15 protein-coding genes are annotated in these 16,754 nt (G+C 37.8%); 2 read left to right on the top strand and 13 right to left on the bottom strand.

Translation table 11 applies throughout. The features are described 5' to 3' along the window. The first annotated feature begins 32 nt into the window (after positions 1 to 32). Both GXP67_RS29925 and GXP67_RS29920 read left to right on the top strand, forming a co-directional pair. Positions 33 to 1,574, top strand: coding sequence for a YifB family Mg chelatase-like AAA ATPase (locus GXP67_RS29925; RefSeq protein WP_162446538.1), 1,542 nt, complete (start codon positions 33 to 35; stop codon positions 1,572 to 1,574). A 170-nt stretch (positions 1,575 to 1,744) separates the two neighbouring features. Next, the gene (locus GXP67_RS29920) at positions 1,745 to 3,076 is read left to right on the top strand and encodes a hypothetical protein (protein ID WP_162446537.1); all 1,332 of its coding nucleotides are present in this window, start codon (positions 1,745 to 1,747) and stop codon (positions 3,074 to 3,076) included. On the opposite strand, the gene GXP67_RS37565 is transcribed toward GXP67_RS29920, so the two are convergent. The 13 genes from GXP67_RS37565 to GXP67_RS29860 all read right to left on the bottom strand — a co-directional run bounded on the left by GXP67_RS37565 (position 3,031) and on the right by GXP67_RS29860 (position 16,748). Beyond that, entirely contained in the window at positions 3,031 to 3,486 is a 456-nt protein-coding gene (locus tag GXP67_RS37565) for a glycosyltransferase (protein ID WP_232065306.1), read from the bottom strand. The genes GXP67_RS29920 and GXP67_RS37565 overlap by 46 nt on opposite strands. A gap of 290 nt (positions 3,487 to 3,776) precedes the next feature. Next, positions 3,777 to 4,118: a hypothetical protein gene (locus GXP67_RS37560; RefSeq protein WP_232064674.1), complete on the bottom strand. Its 342-nt coding sequence runs from the start codon at positions 4,116 to 4,118 to the stop codon at positions 3,777 to 3,779. Continuing rightward, a complete protein-coding gene (locus GXP67_RS29910; RefSeq protein ID WP_162446536.1) occupies positions 4,100 to 4,882 on the bottom strand; it encodes a class I SAM-dependent methyltransferase in 783 nt (260 codons plus the stop codon). Before GXP67_RS29910 ends, GXP67_RS37560 begins: the two co-directional genes overlap by 19 nt. Before the next feature lie 117 nt (positions 4,883 to 4,999). Then, positions 5,000 to 6,208 (bottom strand): glycosyltransferase, encoded by a 1,209-nt coding sequence (locus GXP67_RS29905; protein WP_162446535.1) that lies wholly within the window; start codon positions 6,206 to 6,208, stop codon positions 5,000 to 5,002. Positions 6,209 to 6,252: 44 nt separating this feature from the next. Beyond that, on the bottom strand, positions 6,253 to 7,383 hold the full coding sequence (locus tag GXP67_RS29900) for an acyltransferase family protein (protein WP_162446534.1): 1,131 nt from the start codon (positions 7,381 to 7,383) through the stop codon (positions 6,253 to 6,255). A 3-nt stretch (positions 7,384 to 7,386) separates the two neighbouring features. Next, positions 7,387 to 9,228, bottom strand: a complete 1,842-nt coding sequence (gene asnB / locus GXP67_RS29895) for an asparagine synthase (glutamine-hydrolyzing) (protein ID WP_162446533.1) — start codon at positions 9,226 to 9,228, stop codon at positions 7,387 to 7,389. A gap of 56 nt (positions 9,229 to 9,284) precedes the next feature. Next, on the bottom strand, positions 9,285 to 10,586 hold the full coding sequence (locus GXP67_RS29890; protein WP_162446532.1) for a glycosyltransferase family 2 protein: 1,302 nt from the start codon (positions 10,584 to 10,586) through the stop codon (positions 9,285 to 9,287). 48 nt (positions 10,587 to 10,634) lie between these two features. Further along, on the bottom strand, positions 10,635 to 11,357 hold the full coding sequence (locus GXP67_RS29885) for a class I SAM-dependent methyltransferase (RefSeq protein ID WP_162446531.1): 723 nt from the start codon (positions 11,355 to 11,357) through the stop codon (positions 10,635 to 10,637). Beyond that, positions 11,341 to 12,801, bottom strand: a complete 1,461-nt coding sequence (locus GXP67_RS29880; RefSeq protein ID WP_162446530.1) for a hypothetical protein — start codon at positions 12,799 to 12,801, stop codon at positions 11,341 to 11,343. Before GXP67_RS29880 ends, GXP67_RS29885 begins: the two co-directional genes overlap by 17 nt. Before the next feature lie 98 nt (positions 12,802 to 12,899). Beyond that, a complete protein-coding gene (locus GXP67_RS29875; RefSeq protein ID WP_162446529.1) occupies positions 12,900 to 13,835 on the bottom strand; it encodes an NAD-dependent epimerase/dehydratase family protein in 936 nt (311 codons plus the stop codon). 4 nt (positions 13,836 to 13,839) lie between these two features. Beyond that, a complete protein-coding gene (locus GXP67_RS29870) occupies positions 13,840 to 14,727 on the bottom strand; it encodes a glycosyltransferase family 2 protein (RefSeq protein WP_162446528.1) in 888 nt (295 codons plus the stop codon). Next, complete coding sequence (locus GXP67_RS29865; RefSeq protein WP_162446527.1) at positions 14,717 to 15,850, bottom strand: glycosyltransferase family 4 protein; 1,134 nt, start codon at positions 15,848 to 15,850, stop codon at positions 14,717 to 14,719. Before GXP67_RS29865 ends, GXP67_RS29870 begins: the two co-directional genes overlap by 11 nt. Next, positions 15,831 to 16,748 (bottom strand): glycosyltransferase family 2 protein, encoded by a 918-nt coding sequence (locus GXP67_RS29860; protein ID WP_162446526.1) that lies wholly within the window; start codon positions 16,746 to 16,748, stop codon positions 15,831 to 15,833. Before GXP67_RS29860 ends, GXP67_RS29865 begins: the two co-directional genes overlap by 20 nt. Positions 16,749 to 16,754 lie beyond the last annotated feature (6 nt).

Below are 16,754 nucleotides of genomic sequence, written 5' to 3'. Positions count from 1 at the left end.
TTGTATTTTGCCTGTCGTTAAAAATATTAATTATGTTATCCAAAACATTCGGCAGTGCAGTACATGGTGTAAATGCTTACATGATTACAGTAGAAGTAAATGTGAGCCAGGGGACTAAGTTTTTTATGGTGGGATTGCCAGACAGCGCTGTAAAAGAAAGCGAGCAAAGAGTAGAATCTGCCATTAAACAATATAGTTACCGGATGCCCCGGCAAAAAGTAGTAGTAAACTTAGCCCCAGCAGATATCCGCAAAGAAGGTTCATCCTATGATCTGCCCATTGCTTTATGCATGTTATCGGCATCCGAGCAGCTCAATACAACTTTATTAGAAAAATACCTGATTATGGGAGAATTATCACTGGATGGAAAACTTCGCCCTATTAAAGGTGTATTGCCTATTGCCATTGAAGCCCGTAAAAAGCAATTCAAGGGATTTGTACTCCCTAAAGAAAATGCTCCTGAAGCAGCTATTGTCAATAATTTAGATGTGATTGGAGTAGATACGCTGAAAGAGGCGATTGATTTTTTTGAAGGAAAATTAGATATCAAACCCTTATCTACAGATACCAGAAATCTGTTTTTCAATACGCAAAACGAGTATGAGGCTGATTTTGCCGATGTACAAGGACAAGAAAATATTAAAAGAGCTTTAGAAATCGCTGCTGCCGGTGGACACAATGTAATTATGATAGGCCCTCCTGGCGCTGGAAAAACGATGCTCGCCAAACGTTTGTCTTCCATTTTGCCTCCGCTCACTTTGCATGAAGCACTGGAAACTACAAAAATTCATTCAGTAGCCGGCAAATTAGGAAAAGCCTCTGCACTGATTTCTACCCGGCCCTACCGTTCACCCCATCATACGATCAGCGATGTAGCCTTGGTAGGAGGAGGTGGCATTCCACAGCCTGGAGAGATTTCACTGGCACATAATGGGGTACTCTTTCTGGATGAACTACCTGAATTTAAAAGAACGGCTTTAGAAGTGATGCGGCAGCCCCTGGAAGAAAGAAAAGTAGTAATTTCCAGGGCAAAGATCTCTGTCGAATTTCCTTCCAACTTTATGCTCATTGCCAGCATGAATCCTTGTCCCTGTGGCTATTATAACCATCCGGAAAAAGAATGTGTTTGTGGGCCAGGTGTTGTACAACGCTATTTAAACAAAATCAGTGGTCCCTTATTAGACCGCATTGACCTGCATGTGGAAGTAACGCCTGTTTCTTTCGATGAAATGACCGCCAACCGCAAGGCGGAAAGCAGTACTCAAATCAGGGAGCGGGTAATTAAAGCAAGAGAAATTCAGACAGCAAGGTTCTCTAAACAACCCAGTATTTATTCCAATGCAATGATGCCTCCGCAGATGGTGAAAGAAATTTGTGCCATCAATGATGCCGGGAAAGCACTGCTTAAAACTGCTATGGAACGACTTGGTTTATCTGCCAGAGCCTATGACCGTATTCTGAAAGTCTCCCGGACTATTGCAGACCTTGCCGGCAGCAATGAAATTAAAATTGAACATCTGGCTGAAGCTATTCAATACCGCAGCTTAGACCGGGAAGGATGGGCAGGTTCTTAACTGTATAAAAGTTAGAGTTGCATTCCTTAAATATACAATCTGACTTTTTATATCTTTATGTTTCACCCTAAAGTGCCAGGAGTTAAGCTAAAAGCTGATATTATTCCTATAAATTACTTAAATTTGAATTCTATCCATTTGCTAAGGATAAGGATTTATACCATTGCCACATGGAATTAAAAGACCTGCTGCTTACGCCTATCTATCTGCCTTTTATTTTCATTGCGGTGCTTGTATTCCGGCGCAAAGTATGTGATCATGTTACCAGAAAATACTTCCTGCCAGCTTTCACAGTTAAAGTAATCGGAGCCATTTTCGTAGGCCTTATTTACCAGTTCTACTATGGCGGAGGCGATACATTCAACTATTTTAATGATACAAAAGTAATCTGGGAAGCCTTTGTCGATTCTCCGCTTACTGGTTTTCAAATCATATTTTCAGACAGTAGCTACAACCCTGATATTTATGATTATACCAAACGGATTTATTTCTATGTAGATCCTTATTCCTTTCAGGTAGTCCGCTTAGCTGGCTTCATAGGATTTTTTACCTTCAACACCTATACCCTCATTGCTATATTCTTTGCAGTAATCAGTTTCACAGGCATTTGGTGTTTATACCAGGTATTCTACCGCTTATATCCTGCTTTGCACAAGGAGTTTGCCATTGCCATTTTATTTATGCCTTCTGTATTTTTCTGGGGCTCTGGGTTGCTGAAAGATACGATCACCATAGGAGCATTGGGCTGGGCTTTTTACGGATTTTATTTTGGGCTGATTGAAAGGAAAAATATAGCCAGAAATCTCATTCTATTAATTCTCAGTTTATGGTTTATCAAGTCTATTAAAGTATATATTCTGCTTTGTTTTCTGCCAGCTGCCTTTTTCTGGATATTTCTTGAATACAGGGCACGTATCAGGTCGCGGGCATTGCAATTTTTTGCATTACCTGTCACCATTGTGTTATCAGTTCCACTTGGATACCAGGCGATTATTAAAATTACAGAAGATAATGAACGGTACAAACTTGAAAATTTAGCTGCAACAACCCAGGTCACTGCGCAATGGATCACACAAATGGGTGTGTTACAAGGAGGTTCCGTATACTCTTTAGGCGAGTTTGATGGCACTTTTACAGGCATGTTATCCAAGTTTCCTCAAGCAATAGTAGTCTCGCTATACAGACCTTTCTTATGGGAGGTGCGTAATCCGGTAATGCTGCTCTCTGCGCTTGAATCCGCATTTTTTATATTCATGACGATCATGATGTTCCGGGAATTTAAGCCAAAAGATTTGCTGATTAAACTCAATAACCAGCCTATTCTGCTATTCAGCTTTATTTTCTCTATTACCTTTGCTTTTGCTGTGGGTGTTTCCAGTTATAATTTCGGTACCCTGGTCCGTTATAAAATACCCATGATGCCTTTTTTCCTGTGCGCACTGTATATTATCCGGAGTCAGGCAGTTAAAAAAAGATTTAAGAAGGTAAAGCGGTTTGCCTGAACTGAATAGGTATCTTCTATTTTTTTTCTCGCTTCTATGCCCATTTTGGCTCGTAATTCTACATCTTTCCGCAAGCGTATAATCGCTTCCTTCCACTCTTCAGGGGTAGAACAGATAAATCCGTTTTTGCCGTTTTCTATGATCTGAGTATTTACCCCAACTGGCGATACCAGGGCGGGAATTCCAAGGGCCATGTATTGCAAAGCTTTAAAGCCACATTTTCCTCTTGCCCAGAGATCATCTGTAAGTGGCATTAAGCCAATATTCATTCTAAGCAGATCTTCTCTTTCAGTTAATTTAGTCCACGGCAGAAAGAGTAAAGACTTAAGTGTAAATTCAGGCGCTTTATCTGAAATTACCAGAAACGTAAATGTATACTCCCTCTCAAGTTCCTTTAAAAGGGGAACCAGATTACTCAGATAATGAATGGTGGAATGTGTGCCTGTCCAGCCGATTACAAATTCAGGCGTGAGTTGATTTTTTATCTGGTTATGTAAATGACGAGTATCAATGGTGGTAGGATTAATAACAACCTTTGTATTGAATTGACGGGCATAATCAGCTAAGTAGGTATTGCCAGCACTAATTTTATACGCCCACCTGCAAATAGCTGCTGTTTTAGAATGCCACTTTGCAAAGGCGGCGATGCGGTTGTGTGCAGAAGTATTGGGAAGCCAGATGGCATCATCAAAATCAAAAATTATTTTTTTGCCGAAAACCTTAGCAATGATCCACTCAAATACCGGGGGCCAATAGGACTTGCTTCCCGGTGAATGAACACGAAATCATAAGCAGATACTGAAAACAGTAAAAATATTCTGCGGAGAAAGCCCTTGATGATTCCTGCTGCTTTACTTAATAAATGGCCTTTTTTATATAAGATATGCCAGGTTTTTTCATCCAGAAAGGAAGCTAATGTATAGGTAATATTCGACTCTTTCAGGAGAGGCAGGTATTGTTCAAACCGGAAACGCTGGGATGCTGCAGTGCCATGCGGATAAGGAAACAGAAATAGTATTGTTGTCAGTTTTTTGTCAACCATATCTCTAATTGCATTCCTGTGTTGGTAGCCCGCATATACGGCACAAAGATTTTATTTAACGATTTAGGCAGATAGGTTGTACACACTTCATAGGAATAATGAGCTATACTGTAATGATGTTTTTTAGCATTTTCTTTAAATGATTTTAATCCAAATTCATATAAATGAAAAGGGCTGTGCATAGGGCTGATATTGGTTACATAATCCAGGCCTTGTAGTTTATAGACAAAATTTGCTATTCTGCTTATTAGCCAATTGGAGGAAGGAACCTCAATATGAATAAACCCTTTGGGCTTGAGCCAGTAAGCTGCTTTCTGAATAGCTTCTGAAGGATTGTACAAGTGTTCCAAAACAGCTCCAAAAGTAATAAAGTCAAAACTTTCTTTCTCATATACTGCATTTTCTATTGTAGATAACTGTAATTTGGAGGGTTCGATTTTCATTGTTTGCAATGCTTTTTCATAAAAAGGATTAGATGGCTCAAGGCCCCAGACCTCAAATCCTGAATTTTCTAAAGCGATCATACACTTTCCTATACCTGCGCCAATATCAAGTGCGCGTAAATCATTTGTCCTGCCATACAGGTCAGAAAAAGTTTGAATCTGCTTAATAAAATAATCATCGCGAATCTTAAAATATTCAGCAGACCAATAGCTTTCAGGTGGAATCCCATAATGCTGTTCAATGTTTGCAGGAATAGGAAGTGGATTAGCAAAAATCAAATCACACTTTTTACATTTCATAACAGTTGTAGAAATACCCATTTTGTTAGTAGGCCTTTTCCCCTGAGATTGATTCATTCTCCTGCCTAGCACCTGGGCATCATTTATACTGGCCCCACACATATTACACGAAGTGATTTCTTCAAAATAATATTTCATTTAATAAAATAATTGATCATACACTTGTTTGTACAAATATACTCCTTTTTGTAAGTCAAAATAGGTAGTAGCAGTTGCCCGAAGCTGTTCTGGCGGAATGTTCAGGGCATCTTCTATTTCAGAAATAGCAAGGTCATACCCGGCAGGATTTAATTCTTTTACCAGAATGCCGGTTTTATAGGTTTCAAACAAATAGTCTGTATCCCCTACTCCTGCATTACAAATCACCGGAATGCCCATGCTCAAAATTTCGCCCATTTTGGTTGGCGATGAAGCTTGCTTTGAAAACGAAGGTTTAATAAAAAAAATGGAAATTTTACTGCTAGCCAGAAGTGCAGGCACCTCTTTGCGCTCCGCTTTCCGGATAATAATTTTTTCGGCAGGTATAGCTAAATCTGCAGCACTTTGTAAAATAAACTGCGGGTTATCAGGGGTAATAAACAGGAATTGTGCCTGGGGTTTATGCAAAAGCAGGCGTTTAAAAAACTGAAGCATTTCCTCCAGCATATACCAGGTACCCAGGGAACCCAGATAAGAGATTGTAAATGTTGCTGTCTCATGGGAAGAACCTTGGGAGTTTTTGGGAGGGATGCGAAAAACTTCTGTATCTACACAACACGGAATTACCTGAATAGGAATATTTGATAATCCTGGCCAGCCATGAATAATTTGTTTGGCCTGATGAGTTAGACTGATGGTATAATCTGCTTCCCGCAAAAATTGTTTTTCTTTATTTTTAAAATAGGTATAGATGGATTTAAAAACCGGATTAGAGAGTTTCCATAACCCTCCTTCTACCCTTTCATCTGCCCAGAAACCCCGCATATCAAAAATGAAATTTACCCCTGTTTTCCGTTTTAATTGTAAACCAATCAAAGCAGAAATATAACTCCGGCAATGCACTACTTTAAAATGATAGCGTTTGTGCAACTGTAATGCAAGCTGTTGCATCCGGTAAATATCCCATAGGGTAGATAATACAGGAGGTTTTTTTGTATAGAACAGGGGATGCCAGGAAATTGTATTTTCTTCCACTATTTTGCTGATCAACTCTTTACGAAGATCAAAATTTTCCCTTTTTTCTGCGCTGATAATACTCACATAATATCCTTTTTGGCTTAAACCAATGAGATAAGGTAGAATCTGTGATTGTCCCAAGGGGTCTGTTAAGCCATCGTAAGAAAGATATAGAATATTTTTAGTATGCATTCGCTCTATGAACAACTAGTATTGTAGCTGGAGGGTACTGATGTTTATAAGTATTTACTATTGACACTTTTAATAACTGTGAATTTTTCTTTGAGAACAAGTGCAGGCTTCTCAAGATACCTGTATGATAAATAGGAAACAGTTATTGTAAACATTATTACTGAAGCATATACTAATCCTATTCTTAGCACAAATAATTCGGGAAGTGCTTTCCATGATAACAAGGTGAGAAGGAAAATAACTATCGGGTGGTAAACATACATACCAAATGAGATTTTGCCAGCAAAGTCAAAAAAACTGTTTTCCAGGTTTATTAATGGTTTCTTATTGCTGCACTGATTCAAGATTACTATTACAGTCACTACAGCAATAATCTCGTGATCAATAATAGATAAGATATGAAACCTGTTTATAGAAACTAAAAATAAAATGATCCATGCGAATACTTCTGACAGGTGATTGACAATAAGTTTATGCAGACTGTTTTTCTGATCATATAGTATCCAGGCACCAATACCTCCAATAGCCATGCAGTCGAACCGGGTTACATACAGGAATGTATAAGGCAATGAATTACCTCCCCAGATACGATTAGCAGCGATTTTCAGTAACACAAAAACTCCAATAAAGATGATTAAAAATAAAAGCACATTTTTTGCATATCTGATAACCCACGGCCAGAATGAATAAAATTGCTCCTCCACTCCCAAAGACCAATAATGGGCCAGGTATTGGAGGCTTCCCCCAAACACAAAAGGAACATTAGGCACAAAAAACAGATAATAAAATACATTTGTGTTGACAGCAGTCTGGGTTGCAACATAGGCAATAATCACTGTCATCATCAAATAGAAATAATATAAAGGCCATATACGCAGAATTCTCCTATAATAGAATTTATGAATATTGATACTCCCGGAAACAGATTTTTCGGCAAGAAGCAGATATGAGATCAAAAAACCACTCAGAGAAAAAAATATAGTAACACCAAATCCTGCCAGATCCAGCGTAGGAAGAACAGGCAGATCAAACTGACCTAAGGTCATATTAATGTGGGATATGATCACTGCTAAAGCAGCAATTGCTCTCAAACCGTTAAGGCCTTTAAAATAAATTTTATTCGTTTGCGGCTTTACATCTAGCATTGGATAGGCTATATCGGACATACGATTCATTTTTCAATGCATATTAATTTTAAGCCATCTATGCAGTACTATCAGCAGCCAAAGGCGATTGTATACAAAATCATTTCCGGCAATAAAAGCTGTTTTTATTTTATCTACCTCTTCATAGTCTACTATTCCATATTGTTTTACAAGCTTCTCGCTCAGGTAATCGTGGATAAGATATTGTAAATCGTGCCTCAGCCATTCATGTAAAGGAATAGAGAACCCCTGTTTGGGTCTGGCGAAAATACCGGCAGGTATATACTCATATAATATTTCCCGCAGAATGTATTTACTGGTGCCATTTCTATACTTCAGATCGGGCGATAAGTTTAATGCAAATTCAACTACCCGATGGTCGAGGAAGGGTACTCTGGCTTCAAGCCCGTATTGCATGGAAGCACGGTCTACTTTTACCAGTAAATCATCTGGCAAATAATACTTTAGGTCGAACAGTGACTGATTTTCCATGGCACTCAACGGACGTGAGACGGGTTTGCCATTTATAAATAAATCATTGAACGGATCTGTATGTATATGTAACAGTTCATTTACCTCTTTCCGGGAGAAAAAACCTTGTTCCTGAGAAAAAATATGATTAGCCAGATACTCTTTACTTTCAAAGTCAAACATGCGGGAAGCTTTTTGGTATCTGGACTTCTTGCCTTGTTTTAGCACGGCAGATAATGGATTTTTAAGCCATTCTATCCCAGGAATAGCCAGCCGCTTAGCCCATTGATACATGCCATATCCAAAAAACAATTCATCTGCCCCATCTCCACCCAGAGCAACGGTTACCCGTTTCCTGGCCAAACGGGAGACCATCATCGTAGGAATAGCTGAGGAATCTGCATAAGGTTCGTCGTATACATCAAGCATTTTTTCAACCAGATCTTCAGCTTCCTTCACAGAAACAATAAACTCTTCATGCTTTGTGCCCATATGTGCGGCCACTTTTGCCGCATAGCCTGATTCATTAAATTTTTGTTCTTTGAATCCGATTGAAAAAGTATTAACAGGCGCTGAAGATTGTGAAACGGCCAGAGCTGTGATCAGGCTGGAGTCAACACCTCCACTCAGAAAAATGCCCAATGGTACATCACTGATAAGCTGATAGTTAACAGCACTTTTAAGCAGGTTATGTAATTCATATTTTGCCTGGCTTTCATCTTCCAATGAATGGGGCCGGATTACATTATGCAATTCCCAGTATACCTGCTGAAATAAACCCGCCTGCGATATCTGTATATAACTGGCGGCAGGCATTTTAAATATATTCTGGTAAATAGTAAAAGGGGCTGGTATATACCCTACATTTAAAAAACAGGCGATTGCTTCATGATATATATTCTTTTTTATCTGGGGCAAACATACCAATGACTTTAGTTCAGAGGCAAATGCAAAATTTTGCCCATCCCAATAATAAAATAAGGGTTTAATTCCTATTCTGTCTCTAACCAGATAAAGTTGCTTTGTATGGGTATCATAGATAGCGAAAGCAAACATGCCATTAAATAATGATATACAATCAGTGCTCTTTTTTGCGAATGCTTCCAAAATTACTTCAGAATCGGAAGAAGTCTGGAGGTCCAGTTGTAATTGCCTGGCAATCTCCTGATAGTTATATACCTCACCATTGTAAACCATTACATATCTTCTGTCGTGAGAATACATGGGTTGATTGGCATTTTCAGACAGATCCAAAATACTCAGGCGCCGGTGACCAAGGCCGCATATATCATCTATAAAAAAACCTTCTGCATCAGGTCCCCGGTGATGCACCTCTGAAGTTATAGTTTGTAAATTCTCTTTATTAAAAAGTGAGCTGGAATAATAGCCGGTAATGCCGCACATAGGTAATATGTAAATAACTATTCATTTCTTATTAATTTATTAGCTACCAGTAAAGATCATATAAATTTAATTTTCCGGGCGGCGAATAATAACATTTTAAGTAGTATAAAACCGTGACGCCATCGATCAATATTAGTTGAGCCATAGGTACGGGCTTTATAGGTTATTGGAATTTCAATAATTTTCAATCCAATTCTTGAAGCTCCAAATAAAAGGTCAAAATCACCAAAAGGATCAAAGTTACCAAAATAGCTGCGGTTTTTTGATATATTTTGATAGTTACTTCTGCTTATTACTTTTGTACCACAAAGTGTATCTTTGAGCGGCTGATTTAACACATAAGAAAAGGCTATTGCAAAGAATTTATTGCCCATCAGATTAAAAAAACGCATCGCTTCCTGTTCCATAGGATAAACCAGTCTGCTGCCGTTGATAAACTCGCCTGTGTTGTTCCGGATCGCCTTATAGAATTTAGTTAATTCTTCCGGTGAAACGGTCATATCGGCGTCTAAAATCATTAAAATTTCTTTCGAAGCAATATCAAAACCTTTTCTTACTGCATCCCCTTTCCCTTTTCCATCCTGCTTTGCAATTTTAATATCTACCTGGCCTTCATACTTTTGCTGCACTGCCTGAATTTCTCTCCAGGTATCATCTGTAGAATTTCCTTCTACAAAAATAAGCTCATCATTAACTCCCATTTTAGGTAGTTTTTTCACAATTTCTCTTATGTTTCCTTGTTCATTTCTTGCTGGCACTATAATAGAAACGGAAGGTATATCCGAAAACTGTGATTTATGCAAAGGCCGTAGAACAGCAATATTAACCATGGTAAACCATCTGAAGACCGGGAGTGGAGCAATCCATCTGTTCAAAAAATTACTGATTATAGGCAGGTAGACAGGAAAGATTATCCTTTGTCCTTCATTCACAATCTCAAATCCCGATAAAATGGTAAAATTTTTAAGATCAGAGGGCGAAAACCAGTTATACTCAGGAGTCTCTGTTCTTATTCTTAAACTGGTTGCTAAATTTATTAATGGCCGCCAGAGAGCACTATAATAACAGATCAAAATCCGGCTGTAGCTTTCACTCATTAAATGTATTCTTTCCATGAATGACTGTATATCGCGCTCATAGTGTAAATTACCATTAAGTACGATGTAATCTGCTGTAAGTGAGTTATCTTCTTTTTCTACCTGCCCCGGTAAGGGTTGAACAAATACTTTCTTGAACGTACTGCTTTTTAAAAATTGCCCCAGATATTCATTCTTAGGATTAATTTCTATTACTGTATTCTCAGGCCGTATGTATATACTTAAATATTTAGTCAAAAGCCGGTAAAAGTATTTTTTCATTATGTAGTAGTTACATCGCTGGTTTTGGGTCAAATTAGCAGGTAATACTTATTTTTCAGCATAAATAATGACAGATCCGGCAATTTCTTTTAATACCGGAATATGTTCTATAACCTTCCCTATGGACTGAACTGAATTAATCAGAATATTTGGGGTAATGGGATGTAAGAAATCGTAAGGAAATACTTTTATATGGTTATATCCAATGTCAGCTAACTGTTTATACATTTTCCAGCGGACTATCGCTGTTTCATCCGGCGAATCCCCCAGCCATTTTTTTATAAAAGGAATATTTTTTTGAATGAATATCTGTGGATTTAGCATGTTAGGCTCTGCAAATATGATGCGGCCTCCTTTTTTTAATACCCGGAATGTCTCTTTTAAAGCAGATTCTATATTCAGGTGATGGATAACCGAACTTCCGAACACAACATCATAGGATTTGTCGGCAAAACTTAGCTTCATGGCATCTTCTACCCTGAAATTAACATGCGGATATCTGCTGCGGGCAATCTTTAGCAGGTCTTCTGAAATATCTATAGCCGTTATAGAAGCTTTTGTGGCTTCATATACTTTTCCGGTAAACAAACCTGTTCCACAACCTATCTCTAAGACCTTGTCAGTTTTATGAATTTTTCCAATATCAATAAAATATTGTGCTCTTCGCTGTGCACGCAAGCGTCCGGCCGGACTATTCCAGTTCCATACATCTTCGGCTTGCCCGGCGATTTTTTTGCCATGTAAAATTTCATTATCAATTCTTGTAACCATATCTTTTGACAACTTTTTGGAACAATACGAAGTTATTTAGTTTAACTATTATTCTCTCTAGGAATATACCAGCTCCCACTGTAAGGAATGGATAAGCCAGGCAAATATACCTAAGCTCTACTACCCGGATAACAAAGGGAAAAATCAACAATGAATATAGGATAATACCTGCTATCAGCCATTTTTCGTACGAGTACGAAAGCATAAGTGTTAATATGCTCATTAAACCAGCTACCAGTATTATCCAATACAATAAACTCCATCCGATTTTTAACAGTAAAGTTCCAGATAAATTTTCTACGAGCTCTCTAAAAGAAGGCAAGGGTAGCTGGCTCACGCCACTATGAAAAAGAAAAGTATCTAATAATTTAACCCGGTTGGTGATAAGATAAGCAAACAGATGCTCTTTTTCATAGGCAGAAGAATAAAAATGAAAGGTTTCATTGAGTAATCTGGCATGAGCGATTCCTTCCGGAGTGTTGATTAACTGGCTGCGATTATTCCAGAACAACAAAAATTTTTCCCGTAATGCATATAATGAATCCTTGTTGTATGCAGAAGAATAAATGTGTGCCGGAAGTATGTAGCCGGGCTCAACAAATGTATTATTATATAGCCAGGCCCCCAAAGTATTAAACTGGTAAAACACATTATCTTCTCCTACATCTCTAATCCATTCATAGGAATAATACTCTACATCATAGGGAGGATAACCAGTTTTATGCAACCATGAATTATATTGTAAAGGAATAAACCTGGATAAAACCGTAAAATTTCTGATAATCCATGCAGCGTCTGCCACCAGAAATGGCAAACTAAAAACAAGAACTAGTTTAATTTTAGTCCTAAAAGTAGGAGTAGACAGGGATACATATATAATTGCAATCCCTAATATAGGCACAGCTGCAGGCCGCATAAAACAGGATATGGCCATTAACATTCCGGAGATTAATATATATCTCCACTGGAGAAACAGTTTTTTTCGGTGTTGTACCAGCAGATAGGTAGCAATGATTATACTACAGGTTGAGAAGCTCTCTGTAAGAATATATACATCATACATACTCACATAAGCTGACAAACCATATAGAATAAAAACAACATAAAATACTTGTTTACGGTTGGACAGCAGATATCCAATCCGGGCAAGGTAGTATACAGAAATACCGCTTATAATCACTTGCAACAGTACCAGTATATTTTTAGTAGTATTCTGGTCAAACACCAGGCGAAATAACAAGTAAAATAATCCATAGCCAGGCATGCGGGTTACTTGTGAAAAAGGGGCTTCAGGAATTTGAATATATTGGCCTGTATAGAGCAGATTTTCTACTGGAATCAGATAGGATATGGTATCAAAGGCTTCTACATACAATCTTAGCCCCTCTTGCGTCCAGAACTGATGTCCATAATACAGGTAATGCTGGTAAAGAAAAAAAATCAAAAATAAAATTTTAAGTAATATTCCGGTGGCAATCCAAAATCCTTTCTTATCAGGGTTCAGGTATGATCGCCAATTAAATGCAGCCTTCTTAACCTGCATTACACTACTCTGATTTGTTTATGTTCCAGCACCTTTTTTATACCGGTTTTTAAAGGAAGTAAATCCCGCCCCAATATTTTCTTCATGATTAAATTATTTGGCCTGCGGCGTGTCATGTCCCCTTCTTCCAGAGGAGGCAGATGAATAATATTTGATTTAGATTCTGTAACCTCAATAATACATTTAGCAAGTTCCAGAACAGAAGTTTCAATGTCATTACCAATATTAACTACCTCATTTATACATAGATTATTATAAAAAGCTTCAACCGTTGCTTCTATATTATCATCGATATAGCAGAAGGTGCGGGTTTGTAAGCCATCTCCATAGATGGTAATATTTTTATTTTGCAAGGCAGCTTTGATAAACTTCAACATCACAAAATCTTCACTCTGTTTAGGACCATAGGTATTAAAAAAACGGAAGATTGTATAATTCAACCCATATTCCTGCTGATAAGACCTACAGAAAGCTTCTCCTACATTTTTCACCACGGCATAAGGCAAGCGGGAGTTAAGCGGAGTGGTGCGTTCATCCTGCGGAAATTCAACGGGTTCTCCATACACTTCAGAAGAAGAAGAATAAAATACCCGTTTAACGCCAGTGTTCTTCGAGAGATCTAAAATGTTCTTGATCCCCTGAATATCCTGCAAGACCATTACCGGATTAGCAAGCGTTCGCTTTACGCCAACTACAGCCGCATAATGGAATACATAATCGATAGGATGCGCCAGCATCACAGCTGATATGTCATAATAATTATTTACATCGCATTTGATAAATTTACAGTTGTCTCTTGAGGCTGGTAATTTATCCAGACTTCCGGTAAGCAGGTTATCTACCATGACCACATAATTATTGGGATCTGTCAGCAGTTTTTCTGCCAAAGCACTTGCTATAAAACCTGCACCGCCTGTTATTAATATCTTTGTCATTCTGTTAAAATATATGTTTAATGGAGGCATAAAACCTCCGGCTTCTCAATACATGCACTGATTGTATAAATGCTTTTGATAAATATCTGATTACATCCAGGCGGTATTTTTTGGTTAAGGCCAGATGCAACGCAATATAAGTATAAGTGTTTGCTATTACTTTACTTTTATATTTTCCATATTTTTCAAGGCATTTTTCATCCTGCCATACATATTTTACAAAAAGCTCCTGCCGTTTGATTAACTTATCCTTATTAATGACAAGTACACTTCGCTGGTCATGGTTGATGACAGTAGAAGTAATCGTATTGGAATAGTATAAAGGATACCGGCTAGCCAGCCGCAGCCATAATTCCCAATCTTCAGAAGCAGATAAAGCTCTGTCTTCGTTAAAGGGATGTTTGAGAATAATATCTTTCCGGATAAACACTCCATTGCAACTTAAGATATTGCCCTCGATAAGCTTTTCATTTAAATTCCCCTCCAGATGATCAACTTTGCCAATTAAATGCCCTTCAGGGTCTTTAATATCATAGCCTAAATGAAAAAATTCCGGCGAATGATGTTGCTGCACCATCGCATAAGCTTCCTGCAAATGATTGGGATACAAGAGATCATCCGAATCGAAAAAAGTTACATAGGTTCCTGAAGCCATCCGGGCACCTGTATTTCTGGCTACTGCTCTTTCTTCATTCTTTTTCTTATGATAGGTGATTTTGTCACTTATAATGGATTTCATCACTTCCTCTGTGTTGTCTGTGCTGCCATCATCCACTACTATTATTTCAAAATTCTGGAAAGTTTGACCCAATACCGATTGAATAGTTTTTGTAATAAATCCTGCCCGGTTATAAGTGGGAATTACAACCGTAAAAAAGATACTATTTCCCATATAATTCTTCTAACGAATCAACCATTTTGCCCAAAGTAAACATTTTTTTTACATCTGTTTTACCTTGCCAGACAATATTTTGTGTCTGATTGGGATTTTCCAGGATGGAGTAAAATGAATCAGCTATTGCTTGTGAACTCTTAAAGGGTACTACCATGGCATTTTGACCATCCTTAATAAACTCAGTGGCTACCCCGGATTTTGTAAATACAGAAGGAATACCTGCAGCAAGAGCCTCTACATAGGTTTGTCCAAATGCTTCTATTTGGGGGTCGATGGGAACATGCACAAAAATATCAAAGAGCTGATAGAGGGAAAAAATATCTTTTTCAAACGGAATTTCAATATAATTATCTGAGGGAATTTCCTGTAAAAGACTTTTGATCTGGGCAGTATAATTTCCGGAAGTATTTGCCAGTATTAAAAGTGCATCCGGATAGGTATGGAGGATTTGCTTTAAGGCAGGAATAATGTATTGAATGCCTTTTAATTCAAAATATCTGGAAATTACACCAATTACAGGAGATTTACTATTAGGGTTGTATTTTCTTTTTAAACCCAATACTTTCTGTTGATCTGTTTTTTCAAATCCTTCCAGCCGGAATCCATGATGGATTAATCTTATTTTGCTGGCATTAACTCCCTCTCCTATCAGTGTTTGTCTCACATTTTCGCTGATAGCTACCACATCAGTAGCCATCTGACTGATAAATTTATCATACCATACAGCTCTTGGAAAATATTGCTGGTGAAAAGTAGCATGATGCCTGGTATATATTCTCTTTCTAACACCAGCTAATCTGGCAGCTGTTAATCCGGCTACACAGGCATCGAACATATGGCAATGTACAATCTGGGTGTGTTCCTTGCGCAGGATTGTATAAATTCTATAAATAGCATTAGGCAAATCTTTCTTACCCTTATACCTGATTCTATCAACCTTGATTTGATGCGCTTTCAAGTGCTGCTCCAGGGCAGAATCATCCGGATTTAATAATATAAATGAGAGATGAATTTTGCTTCTGTCTAACTCTTCAGCTATCCATTCAAAAGCCAGGGCTTTATTAATGTTCGAAAGTATATACTTTACTTTTATCTGATTATTATTTTTTGTGGTATCCATCAAAAATAGCAATTGCCAGTAAAATATTAACGATCCTGAAATATAAGAAATCCAAATAAGTTTTATTTGGAATTAATGTAAGCATACCATGTAGTATACCATTTATGCCAGACAATAATGATAACAGTATGTATTTCCACCTGCTATAATGAATCTGTAAATGTTTAAAACCCATTTTTACTGCTACCTGCCTGGTTTCTCCGCCTCTTTTCTTTCTTTGCAACCAGGCTTTTACCAGTAACCTGTCTTCCTCATTATGAAATACCATACTTAAGGGATAAATATAAAAAGTTACACCAGCTTTGCGGAGCCTTTGCGCAAATTCGTAATCTTCAAATCCTGCATGAGGAAAATTTTCATTGTATGCTCCTGCTGTGTAAAAAACAGTTTTCTCTATAGATAAATACTGGCTCGTTATTCCATTTGCAGCAAATAGCTGTGTCTGATCCCAATGTTCTCCACGGTTCCATCCTTTTAAGGAAGTAAAGCCGTAATGAATCAGATAACGTCCAAACTTTGTATCTGTAAGTCTTTCAGTGAGTGACGGGGGATAAATCCAGTTCAGGTTGATACAACAGTTTTTATATTGTTGATGAAGCTGTAAAGTTGTTTGAATATTCCCGGCAGAAATTAACATATCATCATCCAGAAAAAGTAACAGCTCAGCCTGCGCCTGACTTGCCCCCAGATTCCGTGCAGAAGCGACCCCACTTTTAGAATTGTTAATCACTTTAATTTTGTCCTGGAACAAGGGATCAACTTCCACATAGGTAGTTTTAGAATCATTCACCACTATTATTTCTGCCTGATGAGTCTGAATAGCATGATAGGCATGTTCCAGCGTTTTTTGCAAAATCCCACCCCTGTCTTTGGTAGGAATAATAATACTAAGTTCCAATGACTT

Source organism: Rhodocytophaga rosea (assembly GCF_010119975.1).
GTDB classification, from domain to species: Bacteria; Bacteroidota; Bacteroidia; order Cytophagales; family 172606-1; genus Rhodocytophaga; species Rhodocytophaga rosea.
This window is presented reverse-complemented; position numbering and strand designations above follow the sequence as displayed.

What these genes read in the sequence shown, in the direction of transcription:
- GXP67_RS29920 (WP_162446537.1), top strand. Translation starts at nt 1,745, where the DNA reads ATGGAATTAAAAGACCTGCTGCTTACGCCTATCTATCTGCCTTTTATT.
- GXP67_RS29885 (WP_162446531.1), bottom strand. Translation starts at nt 11,357, where the DNA reads ATGGTTACAAGAATTGATAATGAAATTTTACATGGCAAAAAAATCGCC.
- GXP67_RS29890 (WP_162446532.1), bottom strand. Translation starts at nt 10,586, where the DNA reads ATGAAAAAATACTTTTACCGGCTTTTGACTAAATATTTAAGTATATAC.
- asnB (WP_162446533.1), bottom strand. Translation starts at nt 9,228, where the DNA reads ATGTGCGGCATTACCGGCTATTATTCCAGCTCACTTTTTAATAAAGAG.
- GXP67_RS37560 (WP_232064674.1), bottom strand. Translation starts at nt 4,118, where the DNA reads ATGGTTGACAAAAAACTGACAACAATACTATTTCTGTTTCCTTATCCG.
- GXP67_RS29870 (WP_162446528.1), bottom strand. Translation starts at nt 14,727, where the DNA reads ATGGGAAATAGTATCTTTTTTACGGTTGTAATTCCCACTTATAACCGG.
- GXP67_RS29925 (WP_162446538.1), top strand. Translation starts at nt 33, where the DNA reads ATGTTATCCAAAACATTCGGCAGTGCAGTACATGGTGTAAATGCTTAC.
- GXP67_RS29875 (WP_162446529.1), bottom strand. Translation starts at nt 13,835, where the DNA reads ATGACAAAGATATTAATAACAGGCGGTGCAGGTTTTATAGCAAGTGCT.
- GXP67_RS29910 (WP_162446536.1), bottom strand. Translation starts at nt 4,882, where the DNA reads ATGGGTATTTCTACAACTGTTATGAAATGTAAAAAGTGTGATTTGATT.
- GXP67_RS29865 (WP_162446527.1), bottom strand. Translation starts at nt 15,850, where the DNA reads ATGGATACCACAAAAAATAATAATCAGATAAAAGTAAAGTATATACTT.
- GXP67_RS29905 (WP_162446535.1), bottom strand. Translation starts at nt 6,208, where the DNA reads ATGCATACTAAAAATATTCTATATCTTTCTTACGATGGCTTAACAGAC.
- GXP67_RS29900 (WP_162446534.1), bottom strand. Translation starts at nt 7,383, where the DNA reads ATGAATCGTATGTCCGATATAGCCTATCCAATGCTAGATGTAAAGCCG.